Below are 18,469 nucleotides of genomic sequence, written 5' to 3'. Positions count from 1 at the left end.
GGGCAAATCAATCAGGGGAGGGGGGGCGGCCGGTGTGCGAGTGCGACACCGACCGCCTGGGGCTCAGCGCAGGCCGCCGGAGGCCACCAGATGTTCGCCGGTCAGCCAGCGCGCTGCATCACTGGCCAGAAACAGCGCCACGTCGGCGATGTCCTCGGGTTTGCCGGCACGGCCCAGTGGCGTCTGGGCGATCATGCCCTGTTCCATTTCCGAGCCGGTGATGCCGCCGGTGTGAGTGCCCTCGGTGACGGTATAACCCGGGAGAATGGCGTTGACGCGGATCTTGCGCGGCGCCAGTTCCTTGGCCAGCACCCCGGTAATGGCATCCACCGCACCCTTGGTGGCGCTGTAGACGGCGCTGCCGGGCGGCAGCAGCGAAGTGATGCTGGAGCTGATATTGATCACGCTGGCACCCTCGCCCAGATGGCGTGCGGCGGCCTGGGTGACCAGCAGGGTGCCGAGCACGTTGGTGTTGAACTGGCGATGGAATTCTTCGGGGGTGATCTCCTCGATCGCCCCGAAGGCATACACGCCCGAGTTGTTGACCAAAATATCCAGCCGCCCGTACGCCTGGACGGCGGTGTTGACCAACTTCTCGGCGCCGGCCACCTGGCCGACATCGCCGTCGGTTGCGGTGGCGCGGCCGCCGGCCTGCTCGATGGCGGCGACCACGGCCCGCGCGCCGGCCTGGTCACTGGAATACGAGACGACCACCGCCGCGCCTGCGGCGGCCAGTGCCTTGGCAATGGCGGCGCCGATGCCTTTGGATGCGCCGGTGACGAGTGCAACTTTACCTTCTAACTGAGCCATGGAGACCTCGGAGTGAGTGTTGCGTTGGGTAAATTGTGATAACAAAAACAACAATTTAGGCAAAAAAAATTCAGCCAGCGGTCTTGATGCTGGCCACGATGCGCTCCAGCGACTGTTGCGCCAGACCTTGTTCGAAAGCATCCTGCGCCTGCTTGAGCACCTCGCCCAGGCAGCCCTTGATATGTCGGCTGACCTGACAGCTGTGCGCCACCGGGTAGGCATGCACGGCAAAGGACTCGGGCGCCAGGCTGGCCTTGTAGACGTCCAGCAGGGTGATCTCGGCAGGCGCCCGGGCCAGTGCACAGGCACCGGATTTGCCGCGGGTAGTGGAGACCAGCCCGGCCTTGGCCAACTTGGAAATCACCCGGCGCACGAAGCTGGGATCGGCGTTGACGCTCTCGGCCAGCTCGGCCGAGCGGACCGGCTGAGGGTGCATCACGCCCAGGGAGGCCATGATGTGCGAGGCGACTGAAAACTGGATATTGGTCTGGGACATATTGTGAAAGTAAACCTCACAATTAGATCTGTCAACTCGAGCCTGGGCAGCGGGTTGCGGGCAGGTGAAGGCCTTTGCCTCCTGCCCGCAACGCCAAGGCTGTGCTCAGCCGATCACTTGCGATGGGTCTTGGCCAGCCGCTTGGCCATTTGCAGGTGATGTTGCATCATCGGCGCGTTCTGCTCGGCAAAGGCCTTGATCTCCGGAGTCGTGGCCGCCTGCACCTCGTTCTCGAACAGCTTGACGGCGTCTTCATGGGCCTTGACCTGGGCGTCGGCGTAGCCGGCATCGAAGCTCATGCCTTTGGCCGGAGCGCTCTGCAGCTTGGCCACACGGGCGTCGAGGGTGGCCTGGTCGGGCAGATCGATGTGCTGCTGCGCGGCCAGCGCAGTCAGTTGCTGGCCCAGTGCGGTGTGGTCGTCGATCAGGCGCTGGGCGAAGGTGCGGGTATCGTCGAAGCTGGTTTTCGCCAGGGCGTTCTGCGCCGCCTGGATCTCGGCGGCGTTGGCCACCGCCACTTGATCGAAAAAGGCGTCGGCTCGGGCCGCGCCGGTGCTGGTGAAAGCGGCCAGGCCCAACAGGCAGGCCAGGGCCAACGGAGTGCTACGAAGTGCAGGCATGGGATTCCCTCTGAAGATTGCCCGCAGTTTAGGGAAAGCCACGCCCGCCGTGGGGCACTGAGGAAAATTTAATTCACGTGGGCTTCAGAGGATCTTTACGGTATGGAACGCCACAGTGTCGTAGGGCACCGACACGCTGTCCTTGCCCGCCAGCTCCGGATGGTTGGCGATGATCTCGCGCACCTGGGCAAACACCCGTTCCTGCTCGGCAGGCGGCAGGTTGGCGACGAAGCTGATGGAGCGTACCCGGTTGACGATCACGTCTTCCGGCAGGCCGGTGTGGGCGTGGCGGAAGTGCCGTTCATTGAGCGGCGAGAACCCCGAATAAGGAAACACGTTGCGCCATTGCTGGCTGTAATAGCGAGGGCTGTCGCCGGCCACCGCGCTGACCACGTCGGCCACCTTGCCGACCCAGTCGACGCTGGCGTCGCGCAGGTTCCAGATCATGCCCAGGCGTCCGCCGGGCTTGAGCACCCGATGGATTTCGGCGAGCGCTTCGGGGGTGGCGAACCAGTGGAAGGAATGCGCGCAGACCACCGCATCGACGCTGCCGCTCTTGAGCGGAATGTTGTCGGCCGTGCCGTCCAGCAGCTGGATTTCGGGATAGCGCGCGGCGAACTTCTCGCGCATCCGCTCCACCGGCTCCACGGCAATCACATGGGTGCCGATGTCGAGCAGGCGCGGGGTGAATTTGCCGGTGCCGGCGCCCAGGTCGAGCACCACGCTGTGGTGCTTGAGCTGCAGGTCCTTGATCAGCCAGTCATTGGCTTCGGCAGGGTAGCCAGGCCGACCCGTGGCGAATGAGTCGGCACTCTTGAAGTAACCGGGGATGGCGGAAAGGTTGAGCATCTCTTTGAGACTTTTCATGACGGCCCTCGGCGGTTTGGCTCCGCAGTGTTGTTATGGGAACAAGGCAATGGGGCGGCTCAGGTTCTTTCTCAAAGCGTAGCGCAACTACTCGGCATTGCGTTGTTGATGGCCCCCGACGAATTTGCGGAAGGCTTCGCTGGGCAGCCCCTCGAACAGTTCGGCCGGGGTGCCCTGGGCATCGATCAGGCCGCCTTGCATGAAAACCACGCGGTTGGACACGTGGCGGGCAAAGCCCATCTCGTGGGTGACCACCAGCATGGTCCGGCCTTCCTCGGCCAGTGAGCGCATGACCCGCAGCACTTCGCCGACCAGTTCGGGGTCCAGCGCCGAGGTGGGCTCGTCGAACAGCATCACCTGGGGGTTCATGGCCAGGGCGCGGGCGATCGCCACGCGCTGCTGCTGGCCGCCGGACAGATGCGCCGGGTAGTAGTCGCGGCGCTCGTACAGGCCGACTTTGTGCAGCAGCTGCTCGGCCTCTTCGATGCACTCGGCGCGTGGGCGCTTGAGCACGCGCAGCGGCCCTTCGATGACGTTCTGCAGCACGGTCATGTGCGACCAGAGGTTGAAACTCTGGAACACCATGCCCAGGCGGCTGCGCATGCGCTCGACCTGGCGTGCGTTGCCGGCCAGCAGGCGGCCGTCGCGGTGGCGCTTCATCTCGATGGTTTCGCCATCCAGGCTGATGCTGCCCTCGTCGGGGGTCTCCAGCAGGTTGATGCAGCGCAGGAAGGTGCTCTTGCCCGAGCCGCTGGCGCCGAGGATGGAAATCACGTCACCCTTGTGCGCTTGCAGCGAGATGCCCTTGAGCACGTGGGTGTGGCCGAAGGACTTGTGGATATTGCTCACCGTCAGGGCGGTGGGGGAGTTGTTGCTCATGTTGGCTCCAGTTCGGTGGTTGCCGAAAAAATCAGCGGGCTGCCCGGTCAGGACGCGCTGCCGACCGCTTGCGTCGGGGCGCTCAGCGGGCGCTCGCGCAGGTGCGGCGTAAGGCGGTGTTCGAGCCAGGCGACGGCGCGCACGATGAGAAAATTCAGCACCAGGTAGATCAGTGCCGCGCAGAGGAACACTTCCATGGTGCGATAGGTACGCTGGATGATCTGCTGGGCAACGCCCGTGACGTCCCACACCGTGACCAGGCTGGCCAGGGCAGTGGACTTGACCAGCAGGATGGCTTCGGTGGAATAGGCCGGCAGGGCCTGGCGCAGGGTCACCGGGGCGATGATCCGGCGCAGCAGCTCCCAGCGCGACATGCCGATCGCCAGCCCGGCTTCGATCTGCCCATGGGGTACGCTTTGCAGGCCGCCGCGGATGATCTCGGCGGTGTAGCCGGCGGTGCACAGCGCCAGCGACACGATTGCGCAGCCGTAGGGCGAGCGCAGCACCACCCAGGCGAAGCTGTCGCGGATCACCGGGAACTGTCCCAGGCCGTAGTAGATCAGGAACATCTGCACCAGCAGCGGCGTGCCGCGGAACAACATGATGTAAAAGCGCGCCGGGTAGCTGAGCAGCGGCCAGCGGCTGACGCGCATGGCGACGACTCCCAGCGACAGCAGCAGGCCCAGCAGCAACGAGCCGAAGAACAGCGTCAAGGTCGTGGGCAGGGCGCCAAGCAGCTTGAGCAGGGTGTCACCCAGAAAGGCGAAATCGATGATCATGGCAGAGACTCCCGGGTCACGAGCGGCTGGGGTTGCGCCGCTGCGTGCGTTGCACACGCGCTTCGGCAAGATTGAACAGGCGCCCGGACAAGCCGGTCAGCGCCAGGTACAGCAGGCCGCCAACGATATAGAAAGTGAAATACTGACGCGTTGAACCGGCCGCCACCTGGCTGGCGCGCATCAGCTCCACCAGGCCGATCACCGAGATCAGTGCCGAGTCCTTGAGGCTCATCTGCATGACGTTGCCCAGCCCCGGCAGGGCATAGCGCAGAATCTGCGGGATCAGCACCCGGCGCACGCGCAAGGCGCGCGGCATGCCGATGGCCAGCGCCGCTTCCAGCTCGCCCTTGTTCACCGCGAGAAAGGCCCCGCGAAACACTTCGGCCTGATAGGAGCCGCTGATCAGCCCGACGGCGATGGCGCCGACCAGAAACGGCGGCACGTCGATGTAGCCCTCGGCGCCGAACCAGTGGCCGACTGCCGACACCACACTGGCGCCGCCGAAATAGAACAGGTAGATGATCAGCAATTCCGGAATGCCGCGGAACAGGATCGAATAGAGGTCGCCCAGCGCGCGCAGGCTGCGTTGGCGAGAGAGTTTGGCGGTGGCTACCAGGCTGCCGAACACGGCGCCGACCAGCAGCGCGGCGAGTGTCAGCACCAGGGTCATGCCGGTGGCCTTGAGCAAGGCCAGGCCCCAACCGGTGTCGCCGAAACTGAGTAATTGCAGGATATTCATGGGGCAGCCCTTCGTGATGGCTTGTCTCGGCAGGCCAGCGCTGGCCAGGGAAACGGCGGACCGCTTCCCTGGCAAGCCTGGTCATGCAGGTGACGGCAAGACCTGCGGCCCTGTCAGGACGCCGGGGTCAGGTCGACCTTGAACCACTTCTCGCTGAGTTTTTTCACGGTGCCGTCGGCCATGGCCTTCTTCAGCTCGGCATCGAAGCGCGCCTTGAGGTCGGCATCCTTCTGGCGAAAGCCCAGGGCCTCGCCGTCACCGAAGATCGGGCCCTTGATCTGTGGGCCGGTGTAGGCGAGGTTGTTGTTTTCCGGCTTGGCCATGATCGAGTCGAGGAAGGTCACGTCATCGAATACCGCATCCACGCGGCCGGCCTGCAGGTCCAGAATGGCCTCGGCGGAGGAGCCGTACTCGCGCACGGTGGCGACGTCCTTGAACTGCGCGTCGATAAACGGCGTGTAGACAGTGCCGGAGGCGATGCCGATGGTCTTGCCATCGAGTGCCTTGTGCAGGTTGGCGACAGCAGCCTTGGTCCTGTCGGCGTCGGCGTCCAGGGTCAGCGCACCGGCGGCGCCGGTCTTGCCGGGCAGCAGGTCGGCCTTGAGCGCGACGAAGCTGGCCGGTGTCTGCGCGTAGGGCACGGAGAAGGCCATGACCTGCTTGCGTTCGTCAGTGATGACGATAGCGTCCATCAGCACGTCGAACTTGCCGGCGTTCAGGCTGGCGATCATGCCGTCCCAGTTCTGCACGGCGATGTTGCACTTGAGCTTCATGCGCTCGCACAGCACATCCATCAATTCAGGTTCGAAGCCGCTGATCTTGCCGCCGGGCAAAGTCAGGTTCCAGGGTTCGTACGAGCCTTCGGTGGCGATGTTCACCGAGGTCCAGTCCTTGGCCTGAGCCAGCGGCGCCCCCGCCAATACCGCCAAACCGAATACTGCCGAGCCCCACCAAGCGATTTTTCTGGACATCGTTGTCGTTCCTGCTGGTCTATGAATTCGAGTGCGGAAGCCAGCATCTGCCAACTCCCCTATGCTTGTACATACAGGCTTGTACATACACATAGCAATTTCGACGCCAGTTCCCGTGCACAATTGTTTCTAACGCCAATCTATTGAAATAAAAGGCGTTTTAATGAAACGAAAGTGATCGGACAGAGCGCCGGACGGGCGTCGACGCACCGAAACGGTGTGTCGACGTTACCCTTCGAACCATATACGAACCAGATCGGTGCAGAAGATTCCTGCGCCGGTGATCAGGCGGCGGCGCGGCGCAGGGAAATGAACACGCAGTCGTTGCCCAGCAGTGCTTCGAGCATAGCCCCGGTCTGCGCCAGCCGCTCGGCAAGCTCCGGGTCGGGGATATGCAGCGACCAAGCCTGGCCTGCTTCGTCGGCGGCCACGGCGCCCTGTCGCTCCACCGCATCCATGGCCTGAAGAAACGCTGCGCCGTGGGGCAGGTAGGTAGTGAAGCCGTCGCCCTTGAGCGCAGCTGTGCGGATGCCCAGCTGGGTGCAGATCAGGCCCTTGGCGGCGATTTCGTCGCGGTCGGCCTGGCGCGACTGCTCGATCAGCGCTGCCAGCTGGCTGTCGACCAGCCGGCCACCGTGAATCAGCGCCGGGCCGCTGTCCCACGCTTCGCTGGGGCACTCCTTGGCCTGCGGGCGCAATGGAATATGCGGGTTGATTTCCATTGGGTAGATCCGACACACCAGTGGCCGCTCTTCATAGATGGCGCAGCGGTTGTCGGCCAGCAGGTTGCGGCAGCGGCCCTGGTTGAAGGCCGCGAAGGTAATCGAAACGAAGGCGGGCGCCTCGCCGCAGACCACCGGCAGCGACCGCCGGCGCGCGTGCTCCTGCTGCTCCGGTGGCAGGCGCAGGCTGGCAGGGCCCTCGCCATCGCGCAGAAATGCCTCGAGCAGCACAATGATCTGCCCACCCGATTGCGCCCAGTGGCGGGCTTCGGCCAGGGTCAGGGGCACATGGTGGTCAGTGCAGCATTTGCCGCAGCCGGTGCACGAGAAGCGTGTGGTCATCGAACGGGTCCTGGCATGGCGGAGAGGGCGCAGGCGGCAGAAAACCGGCGCCGAGCGCCGGTTTTGGCGTCTTGCAGGCTTGGAGCACCTTCCATGCCACAACTCCAGGAAATGTGTCGGCGGGCATACAGTTCGTCGCCGGCGACCCCCATTCAGGCCATGGCCGCGACCGGTCAGCCGAAGCCTGCGCATTTTGTCGAGGTTAAATGGAATTTCCGGCGGTTCTTTGGCTCACAGCTTGGTAACGAAGACTAACTCCGACGCGGTCGGGGAAGCAGATGACGGAATGACAAACATGACCCAGAATTCGATGGAACGACTCCAGCACCCTGGCGGCCTGATACTGGTTGTCGAGGACGAGCCGATCATCCGCGATTTTGTATGCGAAATATTGCAGGAAGAGGGCTTCCAGACCCAGCCCATGGAGAACGCCGACGATGCGCTGGCGTTTCTCGAGCAACAGGCCGACAAGGTCGGGCTGTTGCTGACCGATATCCTGATGCCTGGCAAGATGAACGGCGCCGACCTTTCCAACTGCTCGGGTGATCAGTGGCCGCGCATTCCGATCCTGGTCATGTCCGGCCATGAAACCCCGGAGAGCTCGGGGGTCAAGCATCCGGTCACCTTCATACGCAAGCCCTGGACCATCACTCAGATGATCGACGGCGTGGAAAAGGCTCTGGGCCTGCACGTCACCGCTCTGCAATAGCACTTCGGCCCACCTGGCGCCTGGGCGCCGGGCGCTGCGCAAGTGTTCGCATTCGCCGGCGATGAACGGTACTCTTGGCAGTCCGTGTCGCCCGGCTTCCTGCGCCTGGTCACGGAGTGAGGCAGGAGAACCCTTCATGAACGCCCCCCAATGGATCATTTGCGAGCATTGCGACTCGGTGTACGCGCCTGTACCCCTGGTCGCCGGCGAGGCGACGCGCTGCGCGCGCTGCGGGGCGATCATGGAACGTGGCGGCGGCCTGAGCATCCAGCAGCATCTGGCGTTGGCCATCGCCGCCGGCATTCTGTTCGTCTTCGCCAACGCCTTCCCGGTGATCACCATCAGCCTGAAGGGCCTGAGCAACGCCGCCACCCTGTGGGAGTCGGTGGAGGCCTTGGCCCAGGGCCGGATCACCATCATCGCCGCCGTGGCCGGGCTGACCATCATTCTGGCGCCCCTGCTGCAGATCATTCTGTTGTGCTGGGTGCTCAGTTTCGCCATGGCCGGTGTCGCCGCGCCGGGCTTTCGCGCCTGCATGCGGGCATTGGAGCACCTGCGACCATGGAGCATGCTCGAGGTCTGCCTGCTGGGCATCCTGGTCGCCATCGTCAAACTGTCCGGCATGCTCGACGTGCACCCTGGCCTCGGCTTGTGGGCCTTGGCCATGCTGACGGTGCTGGTCATCCTGATTTCCGGGCGCAGCGTCCGGCGCCTGTGGGACGACCTGGATGACATCGACGCATGAGCCTGCCGCCCTTTGCCCGTGATCTGGGCTTGACGCTCTGCCACACCTGCGGCCAGGCCTGCGAACTGGCAGGCCCTGCCGATGCCGATGTGACCTGCCCGCGCTGTCACAGCCTCGTGCACCGACGCAAGCCCAACAGCCTGAGCCGGACCTGGGCTTTTCTGATCGCCGCCCTGATCTGCTATCTGCCCGCCAACCTGTTGCCGGTGATGTACACCAGCATCTTCGGCAGCGCTGCCGAAAACACCATCATGAGCGGTGTCATCGAGTTCTGGCAAAGCGGCTCGTGGGACCTGGCGCTGCTGATCTTCATCGCCAGCGTCGCCGTCCCCTGCGTCAAGTTCCTGGTGCTGGGCACCCTGTTGATCAGCTGCCAGCGCCGCAGCCAATGGGCCATGCGCGAGCGCAGCCGGTTGTACCGCCTGATCGAGGTGATCGGCTATTGGTCCATGCTTGATGTGCTGGTGGTCGCCCTGGTGGCGGCGCTGGTGCAGTTTCGCTCGCTGAGCACCATCGATCCGCGCATGGGCATTCTGTTCTTTGGTCTTGTAGTGGTACTGACGATGTTCGCGGCCATGAGTTTCGACCCACGGCTTATCTGGGATGCAGAGGTTGCAGATGACTGATTCACCGAATTCTCCACCGGCACCGGGCAACCCGGAAATCCGCCGCCGTCGCTTGAATGTGTCGCTGGTGTGGCTGGTGCCCATCGTCGCGGCGCTGATCGGCCTGTCGATGGTGGTACACAACGCGCTGTCGGCGGGGCCGGCGGTGCTGGTCAGCTTCCAGACCGCCGAAGGCCTGGAGGCGGGCAAGACTCAGGTCAAGTACAAGAACGTGGTGATCGGCATGGTCACCGCCATCGCCCTGAGCGATGACCGCAGCCACGTCGAGGTGAGCCTGCAGCTCAATCAGAGTGCCAAGTCGTTCACCGCCCAGGACTCGCGGTTCTGGGTGGTGCGCCCGCGCATCGGTGCCGGCGGTATCTCCGGGATCGACACGCTGCTGTCCGGTGCCTTCATTGGCGCCGATGCCGGCTCTTCGCAAACCCTGGAGAAGAACTTCGTCGGCCTGGAGACGCCGCCACCGGTCACCTACGGCCAGCGCGGCCGCCGCTATACGCTGCACACCGACGACCTGGGCTCGCTCGATATCGGCTCGGCGGTCTATTACCGGCGCATCCCGGTCGGCCAGGTGGTGTCCTACCATCTGTCCAAGGACGGCAAGGGAGTGGACCTCGATGTCTTCATCAACTCGCCCAACGATCAGTTCGTCACCACCGATACACGCTTCTGGAACGCCAGCGGTGTGGACATCAGCCTGGGCGCCAATGGCCTGAAGGTAAACACCGAGTCGGTATCCTCGATCATCTCCGGCGGCATCGCCTTCGTCGAACCCAAGTACAGCCCCAACCCGGTGGAAGCGACCGAGGGCAACGAGTTCACCCTGTTCAGTGACCAGGAAGCGGCCATGGCCCCGCCCGACGGCCCGCCGCACTACATCCGCATGCGCTTCGACCAGGCCACCCGCGGCCTGGCGATCAACGCCCCGGTGGAGTTCCTGGGGGTCAACATCGGCCGAGTGGTGTCGGTGGACCTGGACTACGACGAAAAGACGCAGGTATTCCCGACCATGATCGGTGCCGTGATCTATCCCAGCCGGCTGGGCAAGGTCCATGAAAAACTGGTCAAGCAGACCGGTGACGAGGATGACGCCAAGTCGGCCGCGTTGCTCGGCCAATTCGTCGCCCACGGTCTGCGCGCCCAGGTGCGCAACGCCAACATTCTCACCGGCCAGCTGTATATTTCGTTGACCTTCGTCCCCGATGCCAAGCCGGTCAAGTTCGACCTGGCCGCACGTCCGCTGGAAATCCCGACCGTGCCGGGCAGCCTCGACAAGCTGCAGGAGCAACTGCAGGCCTTCGTCGACAAGGTCAGCAAGCTACCGATCGACCAGATCGCTGCCAACCTCAACGGCAACCTGAGCGAGCTGCAGAAGACCCTCAAGCAGGTCAATGGCGACGTGCTTCCGCAGATGCGCGACACCCTGGTGCAGACCCGCAAGACCCTGGCCAGCGCCAACGACACCTTTGCCGAGGATTCGCCTCAGCGCCAGCAGTTGAGCCAGGCCATGGACGAGGTGCAGCGCACCGCCCGTTCCGTACGGACCTTGACCGACTTCCTGGGCCGTCACCCGGAAGCCTTGATTCGCGGGCGTCTCAAGGACAGCCAGCCGGACGCCTATCGCTCGACCATCAACACTTCCCGTGAACCGGCCCAGGACTAGACCATGAATAGCCGTTCCCTGCTGCGCAGCGCAGCGCTCAGCCTGGCCGTGATCAGCCTGACCGCCTGCAGCACCGTGACCACGCGTTACTACACCCTGGCGCCGACCGACAACCAGGCGCCGGCGCCCGCTGGCGCCGCCACGTTCCAGTTCGAAATGGCCAGTGTGCGTATGCCGGTGCAGGTCGACCAGCCACAGCTGGTAGTGCGCCAGAGCACCGGCACCCTGTCGATCCTTGAAAACGACCGCTGGGGCGCACCACTGGCGGACGAATTCCATGATGCCCTGACCCGTCAGCTCGAGACCCGCCTGGGCACACGTGACCTGGCCGGCATGCCGAAACAGGCGGGCAGGCCTGTCGTGACATTGCGGACCGATGTGCGCCGGTTCGACTCGTTGCCGGGCAGCTACGCTTTGGTCGACGCGGTCTGGAGCCTGAGTCTGCGCAGCGATGGCCAGGCGCGCCGCACCCTGACCTGCAGCAGCGTGATCCGCCAGCCTTCAGGCGTGGCGATCGCCGATCTGGTGCTGGCGCATCAACAGGTCATCGGCCAGCTGGCCACGGTGATGGCCAACACCGCGAAACGCTTCGCCGCCGGCGACACCAGCTGCCCTTGAACCCTGCCGGCCTCAAGCCTTGGCGGTTTTCGCCGCCGGTTTGCGCCGTGGCGCGCCCTTGCGCTTGTTCTTCCATGGCGCTCCCTTGCCTGCAGCCGGCACGGCGGGGCCGCTGATGGTCAGACGCAGCCCCAGGCAGCGGGCGACATGCTTGCTCATCCAGCTCGACTGGCGCTGGACGAACTCCTCCAGGCTCATTTCGCCACTTTGCACCATGTCCAGCGCCTGCTCCCAGATGGCCGTGGTGCCAGGGTCGGCAATGGCTCGGGGCACGGCGTCGATCAGGCCGAAGGCCGCTGGCGTAGCGGCCAGCGCCTTGCCCTGCTTGCTCAGATAGCCGCGGTCGATCAGGCCCTGGATGATGCCGGCGCGGGTCGCCTCGGTGCCGATGCCCGTGGTGTCCTTGAGCTTCTGCTTGAGCAGCGGGTCCTCCACCAGCCGCGCGACGTTTTTCATGGCCTGGATCAGGTCGCCCTCGGTGTAGGGCTTGGGCGGCTGCGTCCACTGGTCCTTGAGGGTCACATTCCGCACCGCCAGTTGCTGGCCCTCGGTCAATACCGGCAAGGCTTGCGGTGTCGCCTGGCGGCCATTGGCAGGGCCCAGCGCCTCGGGCATGGCGCGTTTCCAGCCGGGCTCCACCACCACCTTGCCGACGGCGCGCAGGGCGTGCCCGGCGCAGTCGAAATCGGCCTGGGTGCGATCGTACTCGTGGTGCGCGAGGAACTGCGCCAGGTAGCGCGCGCGAATCAGTTCGTAGACGGCGCGGTGCTTGCCGGTCAGGCGCTGCAGGGCCTTGGCGGCAGCGGTGGGGATTATGCCGTGGTGCGCGCTGACCTTGGCGTCGTTCCAGGCCCGTGAGCGGCGCTGCGCCTGGGTATGCTGCAGCACAGGTGCCAGGCTGGGGTCGGCAGCGCCGAGAGCAGCAAGAATGGCCGCAGCCTCGGCGTGCTGGCTGACTGGCAGATAGCCGCAATCGCTGCGCGGGTAGGTGATCAGCTTGTAGGTCTCGTAGAGGGCCTGGGCGATGTCGAGGGTTTCCTGAGCGCCGAAGCCGAGCTTTTTCGAGCACACCTGCTGCAGGGTGCCGAGGTCGAAGGGCAGGGGAGCGAGGTCGCGCAGGCGTTCATTGCGCAGCTTGACCAACCGCGCCTGCCCGGCGGCCAGCATGGCGTCGGCGGCCAGCCGGGCATGCTCGCGATGCAGGCAGCGGCCTTCCTCGTCACTGAATTCGCTGGCGGGGCGCCATTGCGCTGCGAAGACTGCGGCGCCGGGCTCAGCACCCTGCAACATGACCTCGATGGGCCAGAACGGCACCGGTACGAAATCGGCGATGCTGCGGTCGCGGTCGACCACCAGGCGCAGGGTCGGCGTCTGCACCCGGCCCACGGGCAACACGCCCTGATAGCCGGACTGGCGGCCAAGCAGGGTGAACAGGCGGCTCATGTTCATGCCGATCAGCCAGTCGGCGCGCGAGCGCCCCAGGGCCGACTCATAGAGACTGTAGGTGTCGGCCCCCGGCCGCAGCGTGGCCAGGGCCTTGCGAATGGAGGCGTCGTCCAGCGCCGACAGCCACAGGCGTTGCACCGGTCCGCGATAGCGGCAGTGTTCCAGCAGCTCGCGCGCGATCATCTCGCCTTCGCGGTCGGCGTCGGTAGCGATCACCAGCTCGCTGGCCTGCTTGAGCAACTGCTTGACCGCCTTGAACTGGCTGGCAGTGCGTGGCTTGACCTGCATCTTCCATTGCTGCGGAACGATCGGCAGGTCGGCCAGGGCCCAGCGTTTGTAGCGTGCGTCGTAGGCATCCGGTGGCGCGGTCTCGAGCAGATGACCGATGCACCAGGTGACCGTCGCCTGAGGCCCGACCCAGCAGCCGTCTGCACGCCGGGTGGCGCCGAGAACCTGGGCAATGTCCTTGGCCTGGGAGGGCTTTTCGCAGAGAAACAGACGCATGGGCAGTGCTTCGGGGGCTGGATGGATGTACAGCATGCGCAAGCTTGGCGGCCGGTGCAAGTGCTAAACGACTTCAAGGCCTCTCGGGGCTTAGCTCATTGGCCTGCCAACCTGGGCTGAAGCCTGCCTTCGAACTAACCCGGCGGGCCGTGGGTCTGGTAAAAGCCCGGGCGTGCAATTGTTTTGCCTGAAACTGCAAAGAGGAATATCGGCATGGCCGCTGAAAGCGAGCTGATCAGCCAGTACGGCTACGTCGCGGTGTTGGTGGGGAGCATGATCGAGGGGGACGCCATCGCCATGCTCGGTGGCATCGCCGCGCGCCATGGTTACCTGGAGTTTCTCGCGACGGTGCTGATGGCGGCGCTCGGCGGCATGGCGGCCGACCAACTGCTGTATTTTCTCGGCCGGCGATACGGCGAAGCGATCCTGCATCGGTTTCGCCGCCACCAGGCAAAGATCGACCGGATGCGCGAACTGGTCCATCGGCATGCCTCGCTGTGGGTGATCGGGGTGCGTTTTGCCTATGGGTTTCGCATCATCGGTCCGCTGATCCTTGGCTCCAGCGGCATCCCGCCGCGGCGCTTCGTCATTCTCAACATCATCGGCGGGGCGCTGTGGGGCACGGTGATGGTGACCCTGGGCTACTGCGTCGGCGAATTCCTGCACCGTTTCGTGGCCGGGCACAAGTCGCTGGAGTTGTGGCTGCTGATCGTCGCGGTGTGGGTGATCAGCATCACCCTGGTGGTGCGGCGCCTGTTGCGCCCCAGGCCCTGAGGCCCGGCACGCTCGGGGTCAGAGGCTGGAGCGGAACTTGATCGGCTCGCGCGACGTGGTGTTCTGGTCCGGGGCGTGGCCGACCATCTCGTCGTACACAGCCGGCTGTACCAGAAAGAACGGCAGCTCCGGGACGTCCACCAGGCATTTGCGCGCTTCGTCGACCGACGCCACGTGCAGGGTCTGGTCATGGGCATCGTGCACCGGGTGGGAACGCCCGTCGATGACCGCGTGCAACACGTAGGAGCCGCCTTCCACCGACACCAGGTTCAGCTCGGTAATCTGCTCGGCCTTGGCCTGCTTGCTCAGTTCATCCAGTTTCATGGGGTTTGCCTCGACTCGAAGAGGGCGCGACTCGGCCCTGCCTACAGATTCGAGGCAGCCTGAGCGGGTGAGTTCAGAGTTTGTCGACGCGGCGCCTCAGACGGCGCGTTCGTCCTGGCATTCAGGGCCGCCCATGGCGAATTCCCGGCAGATGAACGGCCGATTGGCGTAGATGCTGCAACTCATGCTGTCGCGGTCCAGGGCTGCGCACCAGCCGTCGTCGAGCCGCGCCATGGTTTCGCTGCCCCACTGGTCGACCTCGATAAAGCGCTCGGGCACCCCGGTGTCGGTGATCAGCATCACCTCGAGGCGACAACACTTGGCCGGGCAGCGGCTGCAGCTGATGGTCGGATCGATACTCGAGGTGACAGGCAGGCTGTGGAGCGCGATCAAGGGCAGATCCTGGTGAGCATGGGCAGGCGCCAGAGGATACCTCTGGCGCTACATTTCCCAAAGCCCCCAATGCCGCAGGTGGCGGTTATCCGACCATCAGCTTCTTGAGGGTCAGGGCCTTGGTCTGCAGGTGATCGACCGAGCGTTGGTAATCGGCTGCTGCCTCATGCTGCCCCTCATGGCTGGCCTCGCGCTGCAGCCGCGACAGCAACACCTTTTTCTCCTGCAAGGCGCGCAGGACGCTCCAGACCGCCGCTTCCAGCGCTTCATCCTGGGAGTCGCGCATGGTCTTGGCGGTGTAGCAGTGCCCGGTATGGCAGCGGTAGCGCAGGGGCTTGGCGCTCATCTCCCACAGGCCGCCGCTGCACTCGGGGCAGCTCAACGGTGCGCGCTTGGCAATGCTGTCCATGCGTTCGACCGAGGTCATGCCACCGTCCAGGCAGAATTCGTTTTCCGCGTGCACCGCCTCAAGCATCGCGGCGGCGGCCTCCAAGGCAGCGGGTTCGACAGCCGGCTGGCCAAGCAGGCGCAGGATCTGCGTGCCGATGCCGCTCAGGGGCAGGCAATAATGCGGGTCGACGTACTGCAGGGCGCTGGACGGCATGCTCGGCGCCTCGGCATCGGCGGGATCCTGGACGATGGCCAGGCCGCCACAGGCCTTGATCGCCTGCAGGCCGACCGTGCCGTCGTCGAGGTCGCCGGTCAGGACCACGCCGATGGTGTTGCGCCGGTGGCTGATGGCGGCGGAGCGAAAGAAAGGGTCGATGGCCGGACGAGAGTAGTTCTCCTTGGCGCCGCGAATCAGGTTGACCCGGCCCTTGTCGATCAACAGGTGCTTGCCGGGCGGGGCGATCAATACGGTGCCGGCTTTGATCACTTCATTTTCCCTGGCAAAGCGGATGTCGAGCCGGGTATAGGGGGCCAGCAGGGAAGGCAGGATGCTGTCATGGTCGGCCAGATGCATGGTGACCAATACCGCGGCGGGCAAGTCCGCCGGCAGCGTGCCCAACAGTTGCTGCAGGGCGGAGATGCCTCCAGTGGAGGTGCCGATCACAATCAGTTTTTCTGCCGCATTCATGGGCTAGGTTCCACAGTCACCAGGAATGAAGGCACCTGCACCGCTGTCTGCCATGCGCCTGTCAAGGCCCGCCGTGCGCTGCAGAGGCATGCGCTGGGGCGGGTACACCTAAGCTAAGCAGAAATTTCCTTTTCACGCCGGGCAATGCGCTCAGTTGATTTTTGGCAGTGGCGCGCCCTTGGGCCATAGCAGCCAGATCTGCCCGGCCTGTTTCATGTTGCCGGCCAATTCGCCGGCGGCGTCGCCCGTGCCCCAGAAGAGGTCGGCACGCACTTCGCCGGCGATGGCGCCCCCGGTGTCCTGGGCGGCCACCGGACGGTTCAGCGTGCTGCCGTCGGGTCGGCTGCTGGCCAGCCACAGCAGGCTGCCCAGGGGGATCACCTTGCGGTCGATGGCAACGCTGTAGCCGGGGGTCAGAGGCACGTTCAACGACCCGCGCGGGCCTTCGTTGCTGTCCGGGCGAACGCTGAAGAACACGTAGCTGGGGTTGCTCGCCAGCAGTTCCGCGACCCGTTGCGGGTGGGCCTCGGCCCATTGGCGAATCTTGCCCATGCTGACTTCTTCCTGCTTGAGCTGGCCTTGCTCGACCAGCCAGCGGCCGATCGGCTTGTAGGGGTAGCCGTTCTGGTCGGCGTAGCCGATGCGCAATTGCCGACCGTTGTCCAGCTGGATGCGCCCGGAGCCCTGGATCTGCAGGAACTGCAGGTCCATGGCGCTGCCCAGCCAGGCCAGCGCCGGTGCCTGGGTGGAGCCCGCCGAGATGCTGGCGGCGTCGTCATAGGGTTTGAGCACATGGCCGTCGAGGCGCCCGCGCAGGCGTTTGCCCTTGAGTTCCGGGTAGATGCTGTCCAGCGACACCACGATGAGGTCGTCCGGTACCCCCAATACCGGCACCGTGTCACGCTCGGTGCGCACCAGGCTTCCCGGGTAGACCGGCTCGTAATAGCCAGTGATCAAGCCTTGATCGCCCTTGGTCGGCGAGCGCAGGCTGTACACCTGCAGGCTGCTCCTGAGGAAATCCTTGATCGCCTGCGGCGCTACCGCCACTTGCGTGGCCGCCGCGCACGGGGCTGCCCAGACCGGGTCTTTGCCCAGCCGCACGCAGGAGCCGAGCCAAGCCTGAAAACCGGCAACCAGGTCGGCATCGCTGGTGGCCGGCAGGGCCTCCCAACTGCTCGGCTGGTAGGTCGCCGCAGGCGGCGGGGTGCTTTTGCCGCCGTTGCAGGCAGCGAGCAGGGCGAACAGCGGGACGATGCACAGCGACAGCCGGCGCCAGTGGCGAGAGGTGGACACGCAAGCGATTCCTGTTGTTGAAACGGGCGCACAGCTTGGGCAAAGGCTCGGCTGTCGTCAATTGCGCGCCTGTCGCAAAAAGGCTCAAGGATGCTATTCGCCGCGAATGTATTGTTCCAGCTGCTGGATCAGCCCGGCCTGCTCGGCGATCGCTTCCTTGACCAGGTCGCCGATCGACAGCAGCCCCAGCAGATGACCGTCGTCGACTACCGGCAGATGGCGCAGGTGGCGGTCGGTCATGATCGCCATGCAATGGCCGATGCTTTGCTGGGAATCGACGCTGATGACCGGTGAACTCATGATCGTTCTGACCGGCGTGCCGATCGAGGAGCGGCCCTTGAGGACCATCTTGCGCGCGTAGTCGCGTTCGCTGACCACGCCGACTACCTTGCCGTTCTCCAGCACCGGCAATGCGCCGATATTCACTTGCGCCATGAGCCGCAAGGCGTCCAGCACCATCTCGTCAGGGCCGATGGTGTGCACTTGATGATGGCTGGAATCCTTGAGCTTGAGCAGTTCGGCTACGGTTTTCATGGTGGCGCTCTCTGGCTGTTTGTTGTTATGGGCTGTCCCGCGAGATGACAGGCGGAACTCAGTGTGGAGAACCTCAGAATGACATCAAATTTACCCTGGGTGAAACCCCTGTTCATGACAGCGGATTCACGAGGCTCGGCCGCAGCGCGCTGGTAAGTTGCAGGCCATGGGGGAGCACGGAATCAATTCTGTCGATGGTCAGTATGCCTTCGCTTGGTTTTTCAAGCGGGCCATCGAGCCTTAGGATTGGCCCCATCAACTCGTTCAACCCTTCGGAGATCCATCATGAAAAACCTTTTCGCTTTCTCGCTCGCCTTGTCTGCCCTGGCCACCTCCACCGCCTTCGCTGCCCCGCAATCGGGCGTGGGTTCAGTGCAAGCCGGCATCAGCCAGCGTGCCGCTGCGCAGCACGAGGTTCACCTGCCTGTGGCGCAGATCAGCGCTGAAAAATCTGCCAGCGGATTCAAGCAGGCCTTGGACAGCGGTGTGCTGGTCGCCGAAACCCGTTCGGAATTCGGCTCGCAGTATCAGCGCTATTGA

The 18,469-nt window shown here is 64.6% G+C and carries 22 protein-coding genes; 7 read left to right on the top strand and 15 right to left on the bottom strand.

What is annotated here, in order from left to right; all coding sequences use genetic code 11:
* Positions 1–63 precede the first annotated feature (63 nt).
* The 9 genes from SFA35_RS14010 to SFA35_RS13970 all read right to left on the bottom strand — a co-directional run bounded on the left by SFA35_RS14010 (position 64) and on the right by SFA35_RS13970 (position 7,225).
* The gene (locus tag SFA35_RS14010) at positions 64–810 is read right to left on the bottom strand and encodes a glucose 1-dehydrogenase (RefSeq protein WP_320571143.1); all 747 of its coding nucleotides are present in this window, start codon (positions 808–810) and stop codon (positions 64–66) included.
* 70 nt (positions 811–880) lie between these two features.
* Positions 881–1,306 (bottom strand): Rrf2 family transcriptional regulator, encoded by a 426-nt coding sequence (locus SFA35_RS14005; protein WP_320571142.1) that lies wholly within the window; start codon positions 1,304–1,306, stop codon positions 881–883.
* 113 nt (positions 1,307–1,419) lie between these two features.
* A complete protein-coding gene (locus tag SFA35_RS14000; RefSeq protein ID WP_320571141.1) occupies positions 1,420–1,926 on the bottom strand; it encodes a DUF4142 domain-containing protein in 507 nt (168 codons plus the stop codon).
* An 84-nt stretch (positions 1,927–2,010) separates the two neighbouring features.
* On the bottom strand, positions 2,011–2,793 hold the full coding sequence (locus SFA35_RS13995) for a class I SAM-dependent methyltransferase (RefSeq protein WP_320571140.1): 783 nt from the start codon (positions 2,791–2,793) through the stop codon (positions 2,011–2,013).
* Between the two features lie 87 nt (positions 2,794–2,880).
* Entirely contained in the window at positions 2,881–3,672 is a 792-nt protein-coding gene (locus SFA35_RS13990; protein WP_320571139.1) for an ABC transporter ATP-binding protein, read from the bottom strand.
* Positions 3,673–3,719: 47 nt separating this feature from the next.
* On the bottom strand, positions 3,720–4,448 hold the full coding sequence (locus tag SFA35_RS13985; RefSeq protein ID WP_320579032.1) for an ABC transporter permease subunit: 729 nt from the start codon (positions 4,446–4,448) through the stop codon (positions 3,720–3,722).
* A gap of 19 nt (positions 4,449–4,467) precedes the next feature.
* The gene (locus SFA35_RS13980; protein WP_320571138.1) at positions 4,468–5,190 is read right to left on the bottom strand and encodes an ABC transporter permease subunit; all 723 of its coding nucleotides are present in this window, start codon (positions 5,188–5,190) and stop codon (positions 4,468–4,470) included.
* Positions 5,191–5,303: 113 nt separating this feature from the next.
* Complete coding sequence (locus tag SFA35_RS13975) at positions 5,304–6,161, bottom strand: transporter substrate-binding domain-containing protein (protein ID WP_320571137.1); 858 nt, start codon at positions 6,159–6,161, stop codon at positions 5,304–5,306.
* A 284-nt stretch (positions 6,162–6,445) separates the two neighbouring features.
* Positions 6,446–7,225, bottom strand: coding sequence for a YkgJ family cysteine cluster protein (locus tag SFA35_RS13970; protein ID WP_320571136.1), 780 nt, complete (start codon positions 7,223–7,225; stop codon positions 6,446–6,448).
* 295 nt (positions 7,226–7,520) lie between these two features.
* Between SFA35_RS13970 and SFA35_RS13965 the strand changes: the two genes are divergently transcribed.
* The 5 genes from SFA35_RS13965 to SFA35_RS13945 all read left to right on the top strand — a co-directional run bounded on the left by SFA35_RS13965 (position 7,521) and on the right by SFA35_RS13945 (position 11,583).
* Positions 7,521–7,934: a response regulator gene (locus SFA35_RS13965; RefSeq protein ID WP_320571135.1), complete on the top strand. Its 414-nt coding sequence runs from the start codon at positions 7,521–7,523 to the stop codon at positions 7,932–7,934.
* Positions 7,935–8,070: 136 nt separating this feature from the next.
* Positions 8,071–8,679 (top strand): paraquat-inducible protein A, encoded by a 609-nt coding sequence (locus SFA35_RS13960; protein ID WP_320571134.1) that lies wholly within the window; start codon positions 8,071–8,073, stop codon positions 8,677–8,679.
* Positions 8,676–9,305, top strand: coding sequence for a paraquat-inducible protein A (locus tag SFA35_RS13955; protein ID WP_320571133.1), 630 nt, complete (start codon positions 8,676–8,678; stop codon positions 9,303–9,305). Before SFA35_RS13960 ends, SFA35_RS13955 begins: the two co-directional genes overlap by 4 nt.
* Positions 9,298–10,965 (top strand): intermembrane transport protein PqiB, encoded by a 1,668-nt coding sequence (locus SFA35_RS13950; RefSeq protein WP_320571132.1) that lies wholly within the window; start codon positions 9,298–9,300, stop codon positions 10,963–10,965. Before SFA35_RS13955 ends, SFA35_RS13950 begins: the two co-directional genes overlap by 8 nt.
* A gap of 3 nt (positions 10,966–10,968) precedes the next feature.
* A complete protein-coding gene (locus tag SFA35_RS13945) occupies positions 10,969–11,583 on the top strand; it encodes a PqiC family protein (protein WP_320571131.1) in 615 nt (204 codons plus the stop codon).
* A 12-nt stretch (positions 11,584–11,595) separates the two neighbouring features.
* Here the strand turns inward: SFA35_RS13945 and SFA35_RS13940 are convergent, their stop codons facing one another.
* Positions 11,596–13,533 carry a DNA topoisomerase III gene (locus SFA35_RS13940; protein WP_320579030.1) on the bottom strand — a complete coding sequence of 646 codons (1,938 nt, stop codon included), beginning with the start codon at positions 13,531–13,533 and terminating at the stop codon, positions 11,596–11,598.
* 213 nt (positions 13,534–13,746) lie between these two features.
* Here SFA35_RS13940 and SFA35_RS13935 point away from each other — a divergent pair, with 213 nt between their 5' ends.
* Complete coding sequence (locus tag SFA35_RS13935; protein WP_320571130.1) at positions 13,747–14,307, top strand: DedA family protein; 561 nt, start codon at positions 13,747–13,749, stop codon at positions 14,305–14,307.
* Positions 14,308–14,325: 18 nt separating this feature from the next.
* Here SFA35_RS13935 and SFA35_RS13930 read toward each other — a convergent pair whose 3' ends face one another.
* From SFA35_RS13930 to SFA35_RS13910, 5 genes are all read right to left on the bottom strand, one after another.
* Entirely contained in the window at positions 14,326–14,631 is a 306-nt protein-coding gene (locus SFA35_RS13930; protein ID WP_320571129.1) for a DUF6482 family protein, read from the bottom strand.
* 96 nt (positions 14,632–14,727) lie between these two features.
* Positions 14,728–15,024, bottom strand: a complete 297-nt coding sequence (locus SFA35_RS13925) for a YkgJ family cysteine cluster protein (protein WP_414058399.1) — start codon at positions 15,022–15,024, stop codon at positions 14,728–14,730.
* Positions 15,025–15,109: 85 nt separating this feature from the next.
* On the bottom strand, positions 15,110–16,102 hold the full coding sequence (locus SFA35_RS13920) for a chemotaxis protein CheB (RefSeq protein ID WP_320571128.1): 993 nt from the start codon (positions 16,100–16,102) through the stop codon (positions 15,110–15,112).
* A gap of 150 nt (positions 16,103–16,252) precedes the next feature.
* Positions 16,253–17,395, bottom strand: a complete 1,143-nt coding sequence (locus SFA35_RS13915) for a murein transglycosylase A (protein WP_320571127.1) — start codon at positions 17,393–17,395, stop codon at positions 16,253–16,255.
* A gap of 93 nt (positions 17,396–17,488) precedes the next feature.
* Positions 17,489–17,929: a CBS domain-containing protein gene (locus tag SFA35_RS13910; protein WP_320571126.1), complete on the bottom strand. Its 441-nt coding sequence runs from the start codon at positions 17,927–17,929 to the stop codon at positions 17,489–17,491.
* A 285-nt stretch (positions 17,930–18,214) separates the two neighbouring features.
* Between SFA35_RS13910 and SFA35_RS13905 the strand changes: the two genes are divergently transcribed.
* Positions 18,215–18,469 carry a hypothetical protein gene (locus tag SFA35_RS13905; protein ID WP_320571125.1) on the top strand — a complete coding sequence of 85 codons (255 nt, stop codon included), beginning with the start codon at positions 18,215–18,217 and terminating at the stop codon, positions 18,467–18,469.

This window comes from Pseudomonas sp. HR96, assembly GCF_034059295.1.
GTDB lineage: Bacteria > Pseudomonadota > Gammaproteobacteria > Pseudomonadales > Pseudomonadaceae > Aquipseudomonas.
Note: the sequence above shows the minus strand (reverse complement) of the source record. Positions and strands in the feature narration are given on the sequence as shown.